This window comes from Varibaculum sp. (assembly GCF_008661855.1).
Taxonomy (GTDB): Bacteria; Actinomycetota; Actinomycetes; order Actinomycetales; family Actinomycetaceae; genus Varibaculum; species Varibaculum timonense_A.
In genome coordinates this window covers 1-17,751 of sequence record NZ_RPZY01000027.1, presented here as the reverse complement: position 1 = coordinate 17,751, position 17,751 = coordinate 1, and the positions used below count along the sequence as shown (strand labels likewise).

At 49.1% G+C, this 17,751-nt stretch carries 19 protein-coding genes; 7 read left to right on the top strand and 12 right to left on the bottom strand.

The features are described from left to right. Positions 1-20 precede the first annotated feature (20 nt). The 6 genes from QZT94_RS08900 to QZT94_RS03205 all read right to left on the bottom strand — a co-directional run bounded on the left by QZT94_RS08900 (position 21) and on the right by QZT94_RS03205 (position 4,481). Entirely contained in the window at positions 21-875 is an 855-nt protein-coding gene (locus QZT94_RS08900) for a hypothetical protein (protein ID WP_363928427.1), read from the bottom strand. Further along, the gene (locus QZT94_RS08895; RefSeq protein ID WP_363928426.1) at positions 817-1,659 is read right to left on the bottom strand and encodes a PHP domain-containing protein; all 843 of its coding nucleotides are present in this window, start codon (positions 1,657-1,659) and stop codon (positions 817-819) included. Before QZT94_RS08895 ends, QZT94_RS08900 begins: the two co-directional genes overlap by 59 nt. Next, the gene (locus QZT94_RS03220; protein WP_296773165.1) at positions 1,656-3,230 is read right to left on the bottom strand and encodes a hypothetical protein; all 1,575 of its coding nucleotides are present in this window, start codon (positions 3,228-3,230) and stop codon (positions 1,656-1,658) included. Before QZT94_RS03220 ends, QZT94_RS08895 begins: the two co-directional genes overlap by 4 nt. Positions 3,231-3,329: 99 nt before the next feature. Next, positions 3,330-3,815 carry a hypothetical protein gene (locus QZT94_RS03215; RefSeq protein ID WP_296762080.1) on the bottom strand — a complete coding sequence of 162 codons (486 nt, stop codon included), beginning with the start codon at positions 3,813-3,815 and terminating at the stop codon, positions 3,330-3,332. Positions 3,816-3,921: 106 nt separating this feature from the next. After that, positions 3,922-4,200: a type II toxin-antitoxin system YafQ family toxin gene (locus QZT94_RS03210; protein ID WP_296762078.1), complete on the bottom strand. Its 279-nt coding sequence runs from the start codon at positions 4,198-4,200 to the stop codon at positions 3,922-3,924. Continuing rightward, positions 4,200-4,481 carry a type II toxin-antitoxin system RelB/DinJ family antitoxin gene (locus tag QZT94_RS03205; RefSeq protein ID WP_215523194.1) on the bottom strand — a complete coding sequence of 94 codons (282 nt, stop codon included), beginning with the start codon at positions 4,479-4,481 and terminating at the stop codon, positions 4,200-4,202. Before QZT94_RS03205 ends, QZT94_RS03210 begins: the two co-directional genes overlap by 1 nt. A 366-nt stretch (positions 4,482-4,847) precedes the next feature. On the opposite strand from QZT94_RS03205, the gene QZT94_RS03200 reads away from it, so the two are divergent. Beyond that, the gene (locus QZT94_RS03200) at positions 4,848-5,321 is read left to right on the top strand and encodes a LytTR family DNA-binding domain-containing protein (RefSeq protein ID WP_296762074.1); all 474 of its coding nucleotides are present in this window, start codon (positions 4,848-4,850) and stop codon (positions 5,319-5,321) included. Between the two features lie 40 nt (positions 5,322-5,361). Then, on the top strand, positions 5,362-5,805 hold the full coding sequence (locus QZT94_RS03195) for a DUF3021 domain-containing protein (protein WP_296762071.1): 444 nt from the start codon (positions 5,362-5,364) through the stop codon (positions 5,803-5,805). Positions 5,806-5,947: 142 nt separating this feature from the next. Here the strand turns inward: QZT94_RS03195 and QZT94_RS03190 are convergent, their stop codons facing one another. Further along, a complete protein-coding gene (locus QZT94_RS03190) occupies positions 5,948-6,826 on the bottom strand; it encodes a hypothetical protein (RefSeq protein ID WP_296762069.1) in 879 nt (292 codons plus the stop codon). A gap of 390 nt (positions 6,827-7,216) precedes the next feature. Here QZT94_RS03190 and QZT94_RS03185 point away from each other — a divergent pair, with 390 nt between their 5' ends. From QZT94_RS03185 to QZT94_RS03175, 3 genes are all read left to right on the top strand, one after another. Then, the gene (locus QZT94_RS03185) at positions 7,217-12,328 is read left to right on the top strand and encodes a type ISP restriction/modification enzyme (RefSeq protein WP_296762067.1); all 5,112 of its coding nucleotides are present in this window, start codon (positions 7,217-7,219) and stop codon (positions 12,326-12,328) included. Between the two features lie 94 nt (positions 12,329-12,422). Continuing rightward, on the top strand, positions 12,423-13,439 hold the full coding sequence (locus tag QZT94_RS03180) for a hypothetical protein (RefSeq protein WP_296762065.1): 1,017 nt from the start codon (positions 12,423-12,425) through the stop codon (positions 13,437-13,439). A gap of 268 nt (positions 13,440-13,707) precedes the next feature. Further along, positions 13,708-14,241 (top strand): hypothetical protein, encoded by a 534-nt coding sequence (locus QZT94_RS03175; RefSeq protein WP_296762063.1) that lies wholly within the window; start codon positions 13,708-13,710, stop codon positions 14,239-14,241. A 474-nt stretch (positions 14,242-14,715) separates the two neighbouring features. Here QZT94_RS03175 and QZT94_RS03170 read toward each other — a convergent pair whose 3' ends face one another. Further along, entirely contained in the window at positions 14,716-14,943 is a 228-nt protein-coding gene (locus QZT94_RS03170; RefSeq protein WP_296762061.1) for a hypothetical protein, read from the bottom strand. Positions 14,944-15,004: 61 nt separating this feature from the next. On the opposite strand from QZT94_RS03170, the gene QZT94_RS03165 reads away from it, so the two are divergent. Further along, entirely contained in the window at positions 15,005-15,280 is a 276-nt protein-coding gene (locus tag QZT94_RS03165) for a type II toxin-antitoxin system RelB/DinJ family antitoxin (RefSeq protein ID WP_296762059.1), read from the top strand. Further along, positions 15,277-15,558 (top strand): type II toxin-antitoxin system YafQ family toxin, encoded by a 282-nt coding sequence (locus tag QZT94_RS03160; RefSeq protein ID WP_296762057.1) that lies wholly within the window; start codon positions 15,277-15,279, stop codon positions 15,556-15,558. Before QZT94_RS03165 ends, QZT94_RS03160 begins: the two co-directional genes overlap by 4 nt. Positions 15,559-15,588: 30 nt before the next feature. Here the strand turns inward: QZT94_RS03160 and QZT94_RS03155 are convergent, their stop codons facing one another. The 4 genes from QZT94_RS03155 to QZT94_RS03140 all read right to left on the bottom strand — a co-directional run bounded on the left by QZT94_RS03155 (position 15,589) and on the right by QZT94_RS03140 (position 17,485). Next, complete coding sequence (locus QZT94_RS03155) at positions 15,589-15,810, bottom strand: hypothetical protein (protein ID WP_296762055.1); 222 nt, start codon at positions 15,808-15,810, stop codon at positions 15,589-15,591. An 80-nt stretch (positions 15,811-15,890) separates the two neighbouring features. Further along, on the bottom strand, positions 15,891-16,403 hold the full coding sequence (locus QZT94_RS03150) for a hypothetical protein (RefSeq protein ID WP_296762053.1): 513 nt from the start codon (positions 16,401-16,403) through the stop codon (positions 15,891-15,893). 3 nt (positions 16,404-16,406) lie between these two features. Further along, the gene (locus QZT94_RS03145) at positions 16,407-17,156 is read right to left on the bottom strand and encodes an ImmA/IrrE family metallo-endopeptidase (protein WP_296762051.1); all 750 of its coding nucleotides are present in this window, start codon (positions 17,154-17,156) and stop codon (positions 16,407-16,409) included. Then, positions 17,153-17,485 carry a helix-turn-helix transcriptional regulator gene (locus QZT94_RS03140; protein WP_072509685.1) on the bottom strand — a complete coding sequence of 111 codons (333 nt, stop codon included), beginning with the start codon at positions 17,483-17,485 and terminating at the stop codon, positions 17,153-17,155. Before QZT94_RS03140 ends, QZT94_RS03145 begins: the two co-directional genes overlap by 4 nt. Positions 17,486-17,751: the final 266 nt, after the last annotated feature.

The following is a 17,751-nucleotide window of genomic DNA, read 5'->3' as shown; positions in this document are numbered from 1 at the left end:
GGAGGTAGGTTATGCAGGCGTCAGGGCTTTCCGGAGGGCGATTTTTCGCCATGAGCCTGCAAAGTTTCAAACGCGGTACGTAGCGCCCCCATCATTCCCAGGGACAGTAAATCGATTTTCACTAACCCGGCTTCGGCGCAGCTGTCTTTATCCCATTGCACCACGGTTCGCCCTGGCATATTTGCCCAGTTAATCGCGGCTACTTCGGTGAGTGGTTTATCGGAAAGCACCATTCCACCACAGTGGATCCCCAGGTGGCGCGGAAGTTTTTGTAGCTGCCCCGCTATTTTTTGTACGTTTTCCGGTAAGGAGTTGCGGTCTAGTCGTGCCCATTTGGCGGCAGTTCTCGCGTCATATCCGAGGACGCGGGCGGCGTCTTTTAGGGCGGCTCGCGGGCGATAAGTAATCACATTAGCCACTTGCGCAGCATTTTCCCGTCCATATTTGGCGTAGACGTGCTGAAGTACTTTTTCGCGTTGGTTAGATTCAATATCCAGGTCAATATCGGGTAGATCTTTACGGTCTGGGGTTAGGAAGCGGTCGAATAGCATTTGGTGGCGTACCGCATCTACCGCGGTGATTCCCAGGCAGTAACAGACTGCGGAGTTGGCGGCGGAGCCGCGTCCTTGCACATAGATACCGGAGGAAAAACAATAATCCACTATCTCTTTTACGATCAGGAAATATCCGGAGAATCCTTTTTGGAAAATCACTTTCAATTCTTGCTGAATTGTCTCTGCGGCTTTTCCTGGCACCGGATCCCCGTAGCGGCTACGCGCTCCCTGCCAGGAAAGCTGCTCCAGGTAGGAGTCGGCGCTATAACCGGGCGGCACCCGGGCTAAAAGGCAGATGCGGCGCGGGAGTAGAAAAATCAAAAATCAGGTCTTTACCTATCTGGGCAGCGTTATCGACTGCGCCCGGAAATTGCCGATGAATCCGAAGCATCTCAGCTTCGCTACGCAACATGGCATGGCAAGCCGGCAAGTCGTCTTGGATTTTATCGAGAGGACGCGCCAGTCGGGTAGCGGTCATAACATCTGCTAGGCGTTGACTGGCAGGGTTAGCACAGCGGGCAGCGCTGGTGGCTACCAGGGGCAACTTGGTTTTGCGCGCCAAGTAAGCTAGTTGCGCCGCTAGGCGCTCTTCCCCATCGAAACCAGCTAAGGCGGCCTCTACCGCTATGTTTTCTGCCCCGAACAGTTCTTTTAGTTGCTCGAGGAAGCGGGTAGCCGCCGCGATTCCAAAGCGGTAAAGCACGCTCCGCAGCGGCCCGGCGCGGGTGCCGGTTAATACTAGCCACTGCCCTTTTGCCCACTGGGCTAGTTTGGCTAGGTTTTGCCGGTCTGCTTCGCGTCTGCCGGCAGCTAGGTGATGGCTACTGATTGCCCCGGTTAAAGCGGAATATCCCTGGCTAGAGCGGCAAATAATTGGCAGATGGGTTTCGTCCTCTAAAGTAAATTCGCACCCCGGCAGGAAGGGCAGTTCGGCTTGGCGGGCAGCGGCGCGCGCCTCCATCAAACCGTAAACTCCGTCATAATCTAGCAGCGCTAGACCAGATAGCCCCAGCTTTTTCGCCCCGCGCACCATTTCGCGCGGCGAACACGCCCCCACTGCAAAGGAATAGGCAGAATGGGCGTGCAACTCGATATAGCCGCTCATTTTTGCCCCTCCCAGGCGTCTAGCCACCAGGAGGATTTGCGGTACACCAGCAGTAAGGATTCTTCTTCGCCGTAAACCCGCAGAAAGATTCGCGGTCCTAGCCGACTGGGAGCATCCTGGCGCCACCACTGTCCATTTATAGGCCAGGGACCTTCGGTTTTTTGCACCTCGATTTTCCGTCCAGCCACCTGCACCCATTTGACCGGGGATTTTAACTGTCCGTCACGTCCGGGCAGGATTTTCCGTCCACGACTATCGATAATTCCGACCGGTTTGGGGTGCATGAACACTATTTCCGGCGCTACCCCACTAAGCGCCCCGACTCTAGGGCGCGGCCGCCTTTGAGCACCTCGCTCTTGCCAAGTTTTTAGTTCAATCACTGACCGCGGGTCATATCCGCTGGTTAAATGAGGTACCCGTACCCCGTTTTTACCTAATAAAGAGCTGGCATTGCGGGCTGCCTGATCTAGTTCTTGGGGAGGATCGGCGTTTCGTCCCCAAAGCGGGGTCATTGCCTGGCGGGCATCCACCACCCGTAAGGGGTGGAGTTCTATCTGGCTAACTACCCCCAGAGCTTCGCTGCTGCTACCTCCGACCGTAACCGTATCTAACTGGTGTTTTATTCGTTCTACTAGATCTTTGCTGCTAACGGTTACCCCCAGGTTCCAGCTGCGACTAAGTACTTTTCCATTTTCGCAGCGACAAGTAAACTGCACCTGGGTGCACACCAGTCCGTTTGCGCGCAAGTGGGCAAACATTTCCACTACTAACGCCCGGGCTGGCAGTAACAGCTGGGTGAGGGAGCTGGCAGGCGGGGTGAAGAATTGGTAGAGACCGGGTGAGGCGGGCGCGGTTTTTACTCTGGCCGCGTCCTCTAGATTTTCCCCGCTAGCTAAGTCGTAACTAAGCGCCCCCAGGGTGCCGAACCGGCGAATCAGCGCCGGACGTCCCAAGGCGGTAAGTTGCCCCAGGCTGGTGATTCCCAGATGGGTTAGGCTGTCCGTCATTTTTGTTAGGTACTGGTCAGAGAAATCAAATCCGCTTATTTTTATCCCCGGACGTAAGAAAAAGCCCAGGCTACTTAGGGGTTGCGCGCCAAGGAAAGGCATTACCCCAGGGTCGGCAATCAGTAGCTGCTCGCGGGCAGCTAGGCACGCCGCTAAAGTGCCGCTAGCAATCCCGATCTGCACTGCGTATCCTATCTGTGCTAAGTCTTCGGTTAATTCTGCGGCCAGGGCGGATTCTACGCGGCGCTGACTGCGACTTAAAGTGGCGGTTATCAGCCCGGGAAACCAACACTTGGGGGAATAAAGCTGCTGGACCGCGGCCTCGATAACCGGTTGGAATGCCAGTTCTGCCTCTGCCGGTGAATAGGGTTTTTCTTTCAGGGAGGGGCAGAGGACGCGCGCTTGCTTTAGCCGCATCTGCTCCCTGATTCCGGCGGCTCTCGCCGGGGCAGTAACCGCCTGCACCCGCCCGCCGCTGCACAGCGCCACTGCTTCATCTAGAGGGAGCTTGGCAACTTGGGCTGGCCAGGCGGGGATGTAGAGGGCTAGTAATCTATCGTTCACCTCGCCCTCCTGGCTTTGTAGGGCTAGTTAGGAGGAGCATATGGGGCAGGCACGCAGATAATAACGCCGGTGGCGGGGTTGCAGAGCACAAAAAATCCATTACGCACTCACCTTTATGACTGAAACTGTCCCAGGGGAACTTTCCGAGTGCCGGGGGTTAGCTGCTAGGGAGATAGCGCCTGCCCAGGCAGGTGCGGACAAGATTACGCAGCCGGAGCGGCGTGCTTTTGCGGTTAGAATCCGTTGTTGCTGCGGACCGTAATCTACCATTCCGATAGCCAGGACTGCCGCGCAGGGTACGAAAAGTTGGGCGCACGCCAGGGCGCTGCCGCCGGTATAGGGAATGCTGATTACCCGCCCTAAGTCCAAGCCGATTTGCCAGGCGCGCTGCCAGCCTAGATTGGGGAAGTCTAGGAATACTGCCCAGCCGCTCTCCCCCATTTTTTCAGCGGCCATCTCTAGCAGCCCCGCCCCGCCCGCTACCTGTTGATAGGCGCTGGCCAGTGGCTTTACCGGGCGAGGACGGTTCGCCAAAACTCGGCGCGCCTTTTCCAGGCGCTGCAACTGAGCCAACTTATCGAACATGTGTTCGATTATAGGAACCCTCCCCCCGATTTGTCACCCCTTTTTCCTGTAGAGCTTTTAGCGCAGAAAACCTGACTTTAAGAGATGCAGATAAGTAGTTCAGCCCCTAAAAGAGATCTGCGTGACTTCCGGTTGCAACTAGGGAAAGCACCAACACGTCGTCTTGCTTGTAATAAATCAGCAACCAGTCTGGTTCAATATGACACTCTCGATGTTTTACCCAGTTACCCGTTAGTGCATGGTCTCGACACTTTTCCGGTAAAGGGGCATCGCTCGCCAGAAGGTCAACGATTCTCTCTAGTTTTCCGAGATCTTTTCCCCGCTTTTTAGCAGCTTTCAGTTGTTTGCGAAACTGCGAGGAGTATTTGATGACATAGCGCGCCATTAGTCGTCCTCGCTAAGAGCGGCAGCAAATGCTTCACGGGCGCTTGCGTAGCCGGGAACGCGAGGGTCTTTGGCAATCTGTTCCGCCTCTAACATGGCGGCAATCGTCTCCCTATTGGGGTTGCCTAGTTGAATCTGGAAAGGAATGGCACGCTCGCGGATAGCTTGCCGCACGAAAACGTTAAACGCGGTAGAAATATTCATTCCCATCTCGCTAAACAGCTGATCCGCCTCTTTTTTCAAGGCTGCATCCATACGAATACTGATATTTGTTGTAGCCATAAAAGACCTCCTTTTACGTGCATAGTATGCTAAACGCACGAATAAATCAATACTTTTCATGACAGAATTAGTATTTACAAATTACAGATAGACCCGGTAGCGTCTTCGCCACAACGACTGCACGCAAGTTCCCAGGGCAGCAGCAACCACGGACATTTTCTGGGGATACTTTCAGGGTAGAAAATCTACCTTTGAGGAGGGGCGGGAGGCTCGAAATCCTCCCGCTTGGCGCGGGTTTTATACCGCTTAGTTCAGATTATTTGTACTGTCGGCGATGAGGCTTTTAACTGTAAGTACCAGATACTCAAACGTCCTGGTTTTGCGCAATATTGCCGGTAAGTGCGAGAGGAAAGGAGTCGGAACGGAATGAAATTCACGCTCACGATTGATCCCACCGTAATCGAAACTATCGTGACGGTAACGGCGCGGGAGGTCGATGCTGAGGTGCAAGCGATTCAAAGGCTCGCTTCCGGTAGCTTGGATAGCTCTTCTTCCCCCGCAGTCGAGCGCCCGCTTCGCCGTCTCATCGGGACAAGCGGCAATGACGCCACGGTGTTGGAAGTGCGCGCGATACTCGCGTTCTTTACCAGAAAGAAAGCGGTGTTTGCCCACACCAGTAAGGGTGATTGGCGGATTAAAGCCCGAATGTACGAACTCGAAGAATCTCTACCTGCAGGCGATTTTGTACGTATTTCACAATCGGAAATTGTCAATATTTCCGCGATCAAGAAACTTGATCTTTCTTTCGCGGGAACGATTAGTGTGCAGCTAAAAGATGGCTCTCGTTATTACGTTTCCCGCCGGCAACTTCCAGCTTTCAAGTCCAAGCTCGGAATCTAACCCCGCAGAAAACCTCTAACTCACACGAAGGATAAAACCCATGGAAACTAAAAAAATAGTTGGTCTCACCCTGGTAGGGGCTTGCATTGGGATCACTATCGGCACCAGTATTGAACTTATTTTTTCTTCTCTTTCCTCCTCTAGCTATTACCCGGGAGTTCCAGAATTCTTAAACAGTTTTGGAAATGAAAACGTGGCAGTATTAATTGAGCGGCTTATTTACGCAGCCTACGGCATAATCAGTAGCTTCGCTGGGCTGCTTTACCGTAACGAAACCCGCCCGCTTATCCTCAATACCGCCCTGCATTTCGGAATCATACTTATCTGTGGGATTGCAGCTGGCAGTTACCTTAAATGGTGGGGCTCTAGCTTCGATATGCTCGGGGTAATCATCACCATAGTGCTTATCTATCTACTGATTTGGCTATTCAATTGGCTAGTGGGTCGCGCTGAAGTAAAAAAGATGAATCAAAAATTGCGGTAAAACCTCCCCCAGGATTCCCGTTTACTCAAATGGGTAAACGGGAAAAGCCAAAGCAGAGAATATGGTTTCAGGCGGTACTAAACTGCGCGGGGCTAGGAGGGGTAATAAACCTTGGAAGAAAACGATTAACGATTCTTATCGGCTACTCGTTTTGTAGCTGCGCTATATATTGAGCCATTTGCTCACGCCGACACTTAATGCGTCTAGTCATTTCTGCCATCAAGTCACGCCAGTTGTCCTTATTGTCCTTATCATCATTAGGCGAATGTGGCAAAAGAATCGGATTACCTTGTTCGTCTATCCAAGGAGAAAGACAAAGCGAATCGCCCTCTTCCCGGTTTTTCTTAAGGAGCTTCCGAAAAGGCGTAGCCACGTCACATCCTCCAGCTGTAAGAGGCTCTTTATAGTGGTAGTACTTCTTTAAAGTTAGATCCCAGTAGTCCTTGGTGGGATTGTATCTCGCTCCGTTAAATCCGTCGGGCACAATAATCAGATTCGCAGGAGTGTAGGCAGATCGGACAAAATTTTGAACTACCTCATCTCCCCAGAACTCTCGGAACTTCTGTTCATCAGATTTCATATCGTCGAGGAGAATCTCTCCATAGGTATTAGGTCCACCAACACCGTCATTTGGTCTTCTTTTTAGGTGATACTTTTTCCGCAATGTATTCAATTCCAATTCCCACTCATCATTGCCCTCAACGAAAAGGATTAACCCATTTCGAAAAGTAGTAGCCACCGAGCACATCCAATCACCTTGAACATAGTGGTCTGGATTTTTACTGAACCTTTTTGCATCTGGGCGTAGGCTAAGACCTGATTTTTCTAGAAACTTTTCCCATATTGTCTGGTAAAAATCTCGAGCGTCTTCAGAAGCTTCAGGATCCTTAACTTTCCTCCCTTTATTATCTTTCAGTACATCAATTTTGTACTCAAGCCACGTGCGGACGCGTTTATCACTTACTTCTTCAGAAAGTTCGGGTTTCAGCAGAAAGCAGTCAAGGTCAAAGAAATCGTTCATAACTCGACTTTAATAGTCGGTATACAAATCCGGAAGATGTTTTCATTAATGCCCCCAGGTAGCCCCCCTTAGAACCGGCAGATAGAATCCTAAAACACGCCCTGCCCGCGTGGTTGGGAAGTTGCCAGAGTAGCTAAGTTTTGTGGTCTTTACAGGTAAAGATTTATCCGAGGGTGTAAAAACGATTGAAGAAGGCTTTCTTACTACCAAGATCAAATTAACTATTGACAACAAAACCGAAACTACCCAGCGGGGCTTAAAGCGTAAGCGCTCACCAAGCGATATCTTATTTATAGACAGCGGCTATGCATCCGTAAAAATCTGCGATAACGCGATGATGCCGCCCCTAAAAAATTCTCGATGAACTAAATTCAACGAAGGAGAAATACCTTGGACACCGATATTTTTTCAGAGCAAGTCGCTCCAAAAGGTGAAGGTATCTCCGCCTCGGATTCCTTAAATGCGGTAGATACCCAGCAAGAAGCAGCCCGTAGCGTTGCCGCTTTTGAAGCGTTGCTGACTGAATATCGCGAAATCGCTGATTCGGAACGCAATAAAGGTAACTTGTTCGAGCAGCTAATTCGTTCGTATCTACTCAATGATTCGCAGATGGGACCACAGTTCGGTGCCGTATATCTGTGGAGGGACTGGCCTGGTGGTGGCTTGGCTGGAAAACCAGATACCGGGATTGATCTGGTGGCGATTGAGACCGAAGATATGCCTGCCGATGGCTCAGAACCGACAGCAAACACCCCGGCGGTGGCGATTCAGTGTAAGTTTTACCGCCAGGGTCACACCATCCAAAAAGGGAATCTCGATTCGTTTCTTTCCGATTCTGGTAAGGAACCGTTTAAGCGTCGCATTTTTGTGGAAACCACTGGCGTGCCTTGGAGTGATAACGCCGAAACAGCTATCGAAGGGCAAAGTAAACCAGTTACTCGAATTGGGCTTACTGATTTACGCAATTCAAATATCGACTGGACTACCTATTCTTTTAACTCCCCTGACGATGCGCCTCAGCGTCGGCAACCTAAAATTTTGCGCGACCATCAGGTAAATGCAATTAATGATGTGTTCGAGGGATTCAAGTCTCACGATAGAGGAACCTTGGTGATGGCCTGCGGTACCGGGAAAACCTTCACCTCGCTAAAAATCGCTGAACAGCTTACCGACAATCTTGGCGGAAATGCTCGCATCATGTTTATGGTTCCTTCTTTGTCTCTAATGAGTCAGACTCTCAGCGAATGGGCATCTGAAGTGCAGGTTCCTTTTTCCGCTTGGAGTGTTTGCTCGGACACCAAAGTTAACCGCAAACGTAGGAAACACGAAGACCTGGTGGATATCGCCACCGTTGATTTGAAAACTCCCCCCACTACCGATGCCAAGAAACTTGCAGATTCTCTCTTAAAACACCAAGATAATGAAGGACTGCAAGTAGTGTTCTGTACCTATCAATCGATTGATATCGTGCATCAGGCGCAAGAACTCGCGGGAAAGCAATGGCGTGACTTCGATCTGATTATTTGCGATGAAGCACATAGGACCACAGGCGTTACTCTTGCGGGTGAGGACGAGTCTGCTTTTACCCGGGTACACGACAATACTTATTTACGCGCGGAAAAACGGCTTTACATGACTGCTACTCCACGTATTTTCCAGCCTCGAGTCAAGAACGTAGCGAAGGAAAAGGATGCGATTCTTGCTTCGATGGATGATGATTCTCTTTACGGCAAGGTGTTTCACCGACTCGGATTCGGCCAAGCTGTAAGTTTGGGATTGCTCACTGATTATAAAGTGGTGGTACTGGCAATACCGGAAGATCAGATTACCCAGTTTTTCCAACAGGATCTCCCTGAGGGAGAACTAACGATTCCCGAAGCCGCGAAACTTGTGGGATGTTGGAATGCCCTTGCCAAACGTAAAAATGACCTATTTGATGTGCAGTATGGCGAAGATAAATCACCGATGCGCCGAGCCGTGGCTTTTGCCAAAGATATCAAGACCTCGAAACAGGTAACTGCTGAGTTCCCAGAGTTAGTACGCTCTCACCTACAAGACCTCAGTAACACCGATGAGAGCGATAACCTCGAAGTACAGTGTAAGCATGTGGATGGTTCCATGAACGCTATTGAGCGCGGCGAAGCACTCGATTGGTTAAAGTCAGAAACCTCGGATGATCACCCAGTTTGTCGCATTCTTACCAATGCTCGCTGTCTTTCTGAGGGAGTAGATGTACCTACCCTGGATGCGGTACTTTTCCTCAATCCTCGTAGGTCGCAGGTGGATGTAATCCAAGCAGTTGGCAGGGTTATGCGCAAAGCCGAGGGCAAAGAGTTTGGCTATATTATTTTGCCGGTTGCAGTACCGATTGGCACTGAACCGGAAAAGGCAATGGATGACAATAAGCGTTTTGCGGTTGTCTGGCAGGTACTACAAGCTATTCGTGCTCATGACGAACGCTTTGATTCCACGATAAACGCCATCGAGTACAACGAAAATCCTCCCGAAAACATCATGGTGGAGGTAGTAAATCTCGCTAGATCAAAAGAGCACGGCTCCGGTTCTCCTACCGACATCGAAGGAACTGAAGTTGGCGCTGATGGCGGGATCCCTGCGGATAACGCAGTCAGCGGAGTTCAAGCCATGCTAAACATTCCGAGTTCCGAATGGAGAGATGCGGTTTATTCCAAAATCGTGAAGAAAGTTGGTAACCGGCTTTACTGGGATGACTGGAGCCAGGACATAGCCGATATTGCCAGCCGCTATATTAACCTGATTGATCATCTTCTGGAAGATCCGCTAAATCAAGATTACTTCGCTAAGTTCGTGGAATCTCTGCAAACTACTTTGAATCCGGCTATTGACAACGCAGAGGCGGTGGAGATGCTGGCACAGCATCTGATTACTAAGCCGCTATTTGACGCCATGTTCCCAAATCAGGACTTCACCGCCCAAAACCCGGTTAGCCAGGCAATGCAAGCTATTTTGGATCGCCTAGCTACCAATCAGGTTTTCGAAAAGGAGCGGAAACCGCTGGCAAAATTCTATGCCACTATGGCCGAGAAGATTACTAGCATCGATAATCTTGCTGGCAAGCAAGAAATCATGCGCACTCTTTACGATCGGTTCTTTTCAAAGGCGTTCCCTGCGATTAAAGATCGCCTCGGGATAGTGTTTACCCCGGTGCCGGTGGTGGATTACATCCTAAAATCGGCGGAGTACGCCATGAAAAAACACTTTGGCAAGAGCCTGGGTGATAGCGGAGTATCGATTATTGATCCCTTCTTGGGAACCGGAACCTTTGTGAGCCGCCTGCTGCAATCCGAGATTATTCCTCCAGAACAGCTCGAGCATAAATATCTACACGAAATTTTTGCTAATGAAATCGTACTGCTCAGCTACTATATTGCCAGTATCAATATCGAGCAGGTTTATCACCAGATACAAGCAGATCGCGGACAAAACCAAGGGTACCTGGAATTCCCGGGCATAACTTTGACCGACACCTTCCAACTACGCGAGGGCGAAGGACAGCTTGCTGGTATTGGTGATTTTCAGGCCAATCTGGAGCGCGTGAAGCGACAGCGAGAAGCTCCCATCCGGGTGGTGGTAATGAATCCGCCCTACTCTGCTGGGCAAAAGAGTGCGAACGATAATAATCAGAATTTGAAGTATCCCCAACTGGATGGGCGGATAGAAGAATCTTATGCGGCGCTCTCTAGCGCCACGAATAAAAACAGCCTCTATGATTCCTACTTCCGGGCGCTGCGCTGGGCAAGTGACCGGATTGGAGAAGAAGGAATTATCGCTTTCGTATCCAATAGTTCCTTTATTGACGGTAATACCGCCGATGGGGTTCGGCTCAGTTGGGCGCAAGAATTTAGCGATATTTATATCTACAATTTGAAAGGTAACCAGCGCACTCAAGGAGAACGCTCCCGACAAGAAGGAGGCAAGATCTTTGGTAGCGGCTCGCGCACCGGGGTGGCGATTACCCTCCTGGTTAAGAAGAAAAATGATCTTTCGCGCCCCTGCCGTATTCATTACGCCGAGGTGGATGATTATCTGGCGCGACAGGAAAAATTAGACCTGCTAACGCGGGAAACCTCTATAGCCGAAACTGAATTTGAGCAAATTATCCCCAACGCCCACGGAGACTGGATTAATCAACGCGACGAAAAGTACCTAGAGTTCCAGGAAATCGGTGACAGACGCACCAAAGGTAAAGACAATACGCACGCCATTTTCCAGAATTATTCCCGCGGACTCGCCACTACTCGGGATGCCTGGTGCTACAACTTCTCACGCCAAGCGGTGGAATCAAATATGCAACGAATGATTGATAACTACAACCACGAGGTGTCTTCCGGCAATAATCGTTCTCAGGTAAATGAAGATCAAACCTGGGTTTCCTGGGGCGGAGAGCTTGACAAAGGACTGGAAAGAGGAATACAGCTGGCGCTCCGGAAAAATTGTTTACAACAATCGATTTATCGACCTTTTACAAAGCAAAGCGTTTATTTTGAACGAGTTATTAATGAGCGTGTCTATCAAATGCCACAAATTTTCCCGACCCCGAAGCAGCCGAATCTAGGAATATCCATAGACAGCGATGCGGTAAAAGAGGGAGTAGGTTTCTTAGTTGCGCACCTACCTGATTTGCATTTAGTCGGTACTAGTCAAGTATTCCCCCTCTATACCTGGTACAAAGCAGACAAGACTGAGAACAATCATTCACTATTTGCGTCTACCGCTAACTGGGAAGATTTTGATACACCTGAGGAGTTCTCTGGGAGATTTGATTTCAATAAGCCCATCAGCTCGCAGGTACCGACAGAAATTGACGGCTACTGCCGCCGGGATAACATTACCGATGCCACGCTTAGCTCCTATCGCTATCATTATCAGGAAGAGGCAATCAGCAAAGAAGATATTTTCTTTTATATCTATGCCCTGCTGCACCACCCGCAGTTCCGGGAACGTTATGAAGCTGATTTAAAGAAGATGCTACCCCGAATTCCGAAGGTTCAGGATTTTTGGAGCTACGCAAATATTGGGCGGGAACTAGCGGAACTACACGTGAACTATGAAGAAGTAGCTCCCTATCCAGGAGTTACCGCAAAAACCAGTCTGATTGCACCCCCTGATGAGTGGCAGAAGTATCACCTAAAACAACTTGCCTGGGGGAAAAAGCCCGGTAAACGTTCCAAAGATTACACTACCTTGGTGTATAACGAGTATCTGACCTTCACGGGGATTCCTGAACAAGCTAATGAATACAAGATTGGTGGACGCAGTCCCCTAGAGTGGGTGGTGGATCGCTATCGCATCAAGACTGACACCAAGAGCGGCATTGTCAATGACCCCAATGATTATTGTCATGAAGTAAACGATCCTGCTTATATCGCTAAACTAATCCCGGCATTAGTCACAGTATCGATGCGCACCCTCGAGCTAACGCGCGCACTCCCCGAATTCATTATCGATGAAGAACAGGAATAACAGTGAGCAAGGATCGGCTAACTCGGCGGTACCCGGCAAGCTTGTAATGAACGGAGATGCTAGTTCTAGAGCTGAAAGCTAGTAGATAGTAGATATGAGTGCAGAATCCCAAAATGATAGCTTCGATAAACTTTTGGGGAACGTTGGTCAAACGATCCGTGCCACAGCTATGTGTTCACTTACTCCGGCGGTTAAAGCTTTAAGTGAACAGATCTCAACGATGGAACCCCTTAAAAGATTATTAGTTCCTGCTTTAAGCTCAATAGATTCTCTTAAGGCTCAAGCAAATAATCTAGCTTTTAAAATATCCATTCCGCAGTTTAAAATTCAGACTTTGGATATCTTTACTGCAGATCAGCAGCATTTTAATAAATTATTTAAGCCTCTATTAAAAGACCTGCAACGGACACTAGATCATGTTGATAAGATCCGCAGAACCTGGCTCCCCAATAACCTAGTGGATGCTCTTGACGAGCTAACAATAAATGAACTGGCACAATTTGCCAATGATGAAGTAATCGGGGTTTATGGCGCGCCACGAGCATCGATATTAGTAAGGCTAGTTAGGTCAAATACCACTGCAGAACGACGCATACTTTTCAACAGGTATTACGAGCAAATAGTTGATGACTGCGAAAAAGTAATTAGTAGCGAGAATGTTAAAAGTAGAGTACCAGAATCTGAGTTTGTGTTAGAAGCGATAAAGTCTATCCGAGCTGAACTCCCGCAGCCAGCACAGGCTTTACTTACCGTGACTCTTGATTCGTTGATTATCAAGCTCATACCCGATAAACCTTCCAGGAAAAAAATAACTATTCACACACCCGAAGCTGATGCACCACTAAATGCGGAGACAGAAAGTCTTAGACAACTATTAACTTGGCTACCAGTGTGGAACGCTCATAAAACTTTCCGTCCATGGACCGCTGACAAACCTCCTCGCGAATTTAATCGCCACGCATCGGTACATTACGCAAGAAATAGGCAATACAGCAAACGTAACTGCATACAAGCGCTACTACTAACGACTGGGGTAATAAGATACGCTGCAAGCAGCTCCCAAAATAAATGGGGTGTTATCGCACCCTCCTCAACGCCCGTAAAAACTTAAAATCTGCAAGTAGCTCCGCTTAGAAGATTGGGGAATATTCGTATTTTTCCCGCTCACCTTAATCTTCGGGCGTAGCTAATACTACTTCCCCGCCCTCGGCCTGTATCTTATTTACCCAGTTGTTAATGCGTTCAGAAATAAAACGGGAAAACAACATTCCCCGCACCTATGCTTTAACACCCCAATCATCTAAACCCGGAATCTGGGAAAGTAAATTAGGATTATTGCCAACGCGCATTAACAGGTGATTTACGATTAGGAGGAAGCAATGAATGATGCTAGCCAAAAAGAAGATTCCGAGAATCGGTTTCCGGACTGTATCGTTCCACCAGACCCCACGAGAACCAAAGTAAAGTTCAATGTACATCCGAATGACCCATCATTGCCAGCCTGGGATCTCCTGCTTGATGACTCTGATAGATGGTTAGAGATGAATGAGTGGCGCTCGAAAAGAGGTAGCAACCACGACTTAGATAAAGCCGATTACCTAATCACATTCGCGCAATATTATCCGTACGGTTCGAACTACTACATCTTTGGAGGAATGTATCAAGTAACTAAAATACAACCTGAAATTAGCGAGGGGCGTGGCTACCGCCTTGAGCTAATGGATAAGTGTTTGGAATGCCGTAAGCGGCTCATCATTAAACTGGAAAAATCAATCAGGCATACTACATATACCCAGTGGTATGGAACTCTGCAAACTAGCAGCCTGAACCCTGTGGTTTATGAGCTTGCCCCAGCTACTAAACTCGGTGCTTTCCCGGGTTATGACCAAGTTTCACTTAAACACAAAGATTAAGAACAATCATCGAGAATGGGGAAGCAAACTGGAAGCAAGCGCTTTCAAACGTCAAGGCTGTCTACGTCATTACTGACCGCCATACCGGAAAGCTCTACATTGGTTCCGCCTCCGGAAAAAACACAGGGCTGTGGCAACGCTGAGCTGCATATGCTGACCTAAATAACCTCACCGGCGGAAATCAAAAACTTAAGCAGCTTAAAGCTGAAAAAGGCAGCCAGTACATTATTGATAATTTCCAGTATTCGATCCTGGAAATTTTCGACACAAAAACAAAAGTCGAAGACATTATAAGTCGCGAGTCATATTGGAGACGGGTGCTTGCTACCCGAGAACATGGGCTGAATGATAACTAGCGAAAATATCACTGTATGCCACTGCTATCTCAGTGGGGTCAAACCTATGGCTTTGAAATCCCATCCATCTACGCTGCCACGCAAATCATTGGCAAGCCTCCATACCGACCGGTGTAAATCAGCGCGTTGATCTGATGCCGCCACTAGCACCCCTAGGTAAAGAAGTAGGTAATAGCTTACCGAGGCTGACATCCGTCAAGCCCCCGCCGCGCGCCCAAGAATAAAACAGCGCCTGTAAGTTAGCGGCAACCGCCCAGGCGTCCTCATCCAGTTCCAAAGTTTCCGTGTCCAGGGCGTGAACCACAAAGAACAATAAACATATGCGTATCACGCCTATATTACGCATATAACCATTGATTTTTAACCCCAATATTTCTAGGATTTATGTAAGAACAGGAGGAGTAACGATGGCTAAAGTTAGTACCAACATCAATTTGGACGCGGATCTCAAACGCTCCGCGCAGCTCTTGCTTAAAGACCTGGGTATGGATTTAACCACTGCGGTCACCATATTCTTGCGGCAAACCGTACGAGATCAGGCAATCCCGTTTCAAATATCGCGTGATATCCCCAATGCCCAGACCCTATCTGCCTTGCAAGAATACGAGGAAATGAAGGAACACCCCGAAAAGTACCCACGCTATACTAGCTTCGAAGAAGCAATGAAAGACGTTTTTGCATGAGGCTAAACATTGTTCTTTCCAACCGTTTCAAAAAGGACTTGAAATTTGCGAAAAAACGCGGTTTGGATCTGGAACTACTGAACTCCGTTATCAAGCGTCTAGCCCAAAGAAAACCTCTCGCCCCTAAACATCGAGATCACGACCTCGGAGGTAATTTCCGAGGCTTTCGCGAATGCCATATAAAACCAGATTGGCTATTGGTCTATCGCATAGACGGCGATGACCTCATATTGTTCTTAAACCGAACTGGCTCACACGCGGATCTCTTCGGGATGTAACCCCAACCGGCAAGCCCTGTCACCGACACCCTATCGCTTATTTTTCTTGCCACGGGTCTTTTTATTCTTTTCCCGATTCCCAATTATCACAAAACAAGCAAAGCCTAAAACCCAGATCGGAAGGGTAAACAGCATATTCCGCAGATAGTTAGCAGTAAAAAGCAAAAAGAAGTCCAAAATAGCCGAGAGCGCGACCAGGATAATCCCCGCCCAAACCAAAAAATCATCAATAGTGTTCTTACGCTTAGACATGCTCTTGACCTTACCGCATCTCACCTGCACTCTCGGAAATAATACTGAGTGTCTATATTCGAGTAGTAAGGCTCGGAACGTTACAGAATATAGCGGCCCTGTTCCCTAAGCTGGGCAAGAATATCTGCTCTTTCCTGCGAAGAAACTAGCCTTTTCTTTTCTAACAGCTCCAGAAGTATCCTCGTCCCGAAAGCGCCTTTTACCACTTCCTGTTCCTGCGCAATTACAACCGCATCCTCATCGTCGCTTACGAACAAAACATTGTCACTACAGGTGTAACGACAGACAATAATCGCTAGGGTTTCTGCTTCTCCTAGATTGTCCGTATTACCGTCATGCCCAGGGGTGTCGAAATAACTTTTAAATACCTGAGTTTGAGCGAGCTCACTGGGATTGGGCATATCAACAGTAAAGAAGACCTCCTGCACCTGCGATAATAAATCTTGCTGATTACGCAAAAGATACTGGACTTCTCGCATTACCGTAGGCGCTAAGCGAAGCTTATCTCCAAAAAGCTGCTTTATACGAGGGAGTAGATCCACCAAAGCTAAAGAATAAACAGTACAGGCATCATGGAAAAATAGCGCAGCCAAGATTTATTGCTCCAGCAGTTCAAGAACCTCGTCTGCCGACAGCAACTCGGGCGTCTGCCGGACAGATTCCTCCTCAGTTGTGGCTGTATTTTTCACCCCAAGAGCCCACTCATAGGTCCCAGCTGGTGCTTTCCCACTATTTACTTGTTCGTAGAGCTTAGCAAGCAGATACGCAGGAAATCTTTGCGCACCCGATAAACTGGCACGCCGTTGCACATCAGTCCAGGTAAGCCCGATTTCTTTTAGATGTTTACCCAGGAATTTTTGGGTAACTACTGTTTTGTCGTCCTCGAAAAGAAAATCTGGGGTAGGTAAGTCAAACTTATTGAGCCGATTCACCAAAGCCGCAACTGATACCCCCCAATCCCACAAAAACTTAGCGAACCTTGCTGGTTCAGCTTTGTCCTCTACCAGCCTTTCAACCTGTACTTTTGGCATCAATAAGTCGGCAGCAAAACGATTAGCGCCCCGTTCCTGCTCTGATATTTCGTCGTCCCACTTAATCGTAGTGTCGTTAGCTATATGCCCGATTTCGTGGGCAATCGCAAATACTTGCCGAAACCAGTTATCGGTTCTGGGAACCACAATGACCGGGCGAGAAGCTAAAGATAAACAGGTACCGCCTGCTTTGAGTCCAATCTGCACCACGTCGATCTCAAGGCACTTTTCAACTTGGGAAGAAAAGTCAATCTCAATTCTCCCCCCAAGCAGCCCCAAGACTTGCGCCGGGGTCTTTCCTTCCAAAATGCTCATCCATATGCCTGCTTATAGACCAAGGCGATAGAACGGAAAACATCCAGATCTTCCTGGTTATGCCGGTATTCTTTGGTCTCCCCATCCCAATCGTGGCGGGCAGCAACATCTTTCGGCACCCAATAAGGGTCAGAGCCGGTAATTAACCAATCCAGAGAAACGTCCAAAATAGTCGCAATTTCGGCAATCTCGCCAGCACTAACTTTGCGGCTACCGCTAATCACCCGGCTAAGTCGCGCCTGATCCCAATCCAGTCTCTCCGCCAACGCCTTTTGACTAAGACCGCTATCCTTGCAAGCACTTCCAATCCGCTCTCCAATGGTTTCCATCTCTAACACCTCCGTTCCATACCCCCAGCATAAACGAGAATCAGCGAATATAGAAGACAAATTTGTGAAAATCACAATTTAAATGGAAAAATTTCCCAGACCGCCCAGAGGGACGACTAAACGCCCTTGCCACTGGCGGTTTGCAAAGCCCGGACACCCCCCGCGGCGGGCGGGGGGGGGGGGGGGGGGGGTAGGGGAGGGGGGTGGGGGGGTGTGGTATGTAGTGGTTGGTGGGGGTGAGTGTGGGGGGGGGGGGGGGGGGGGGG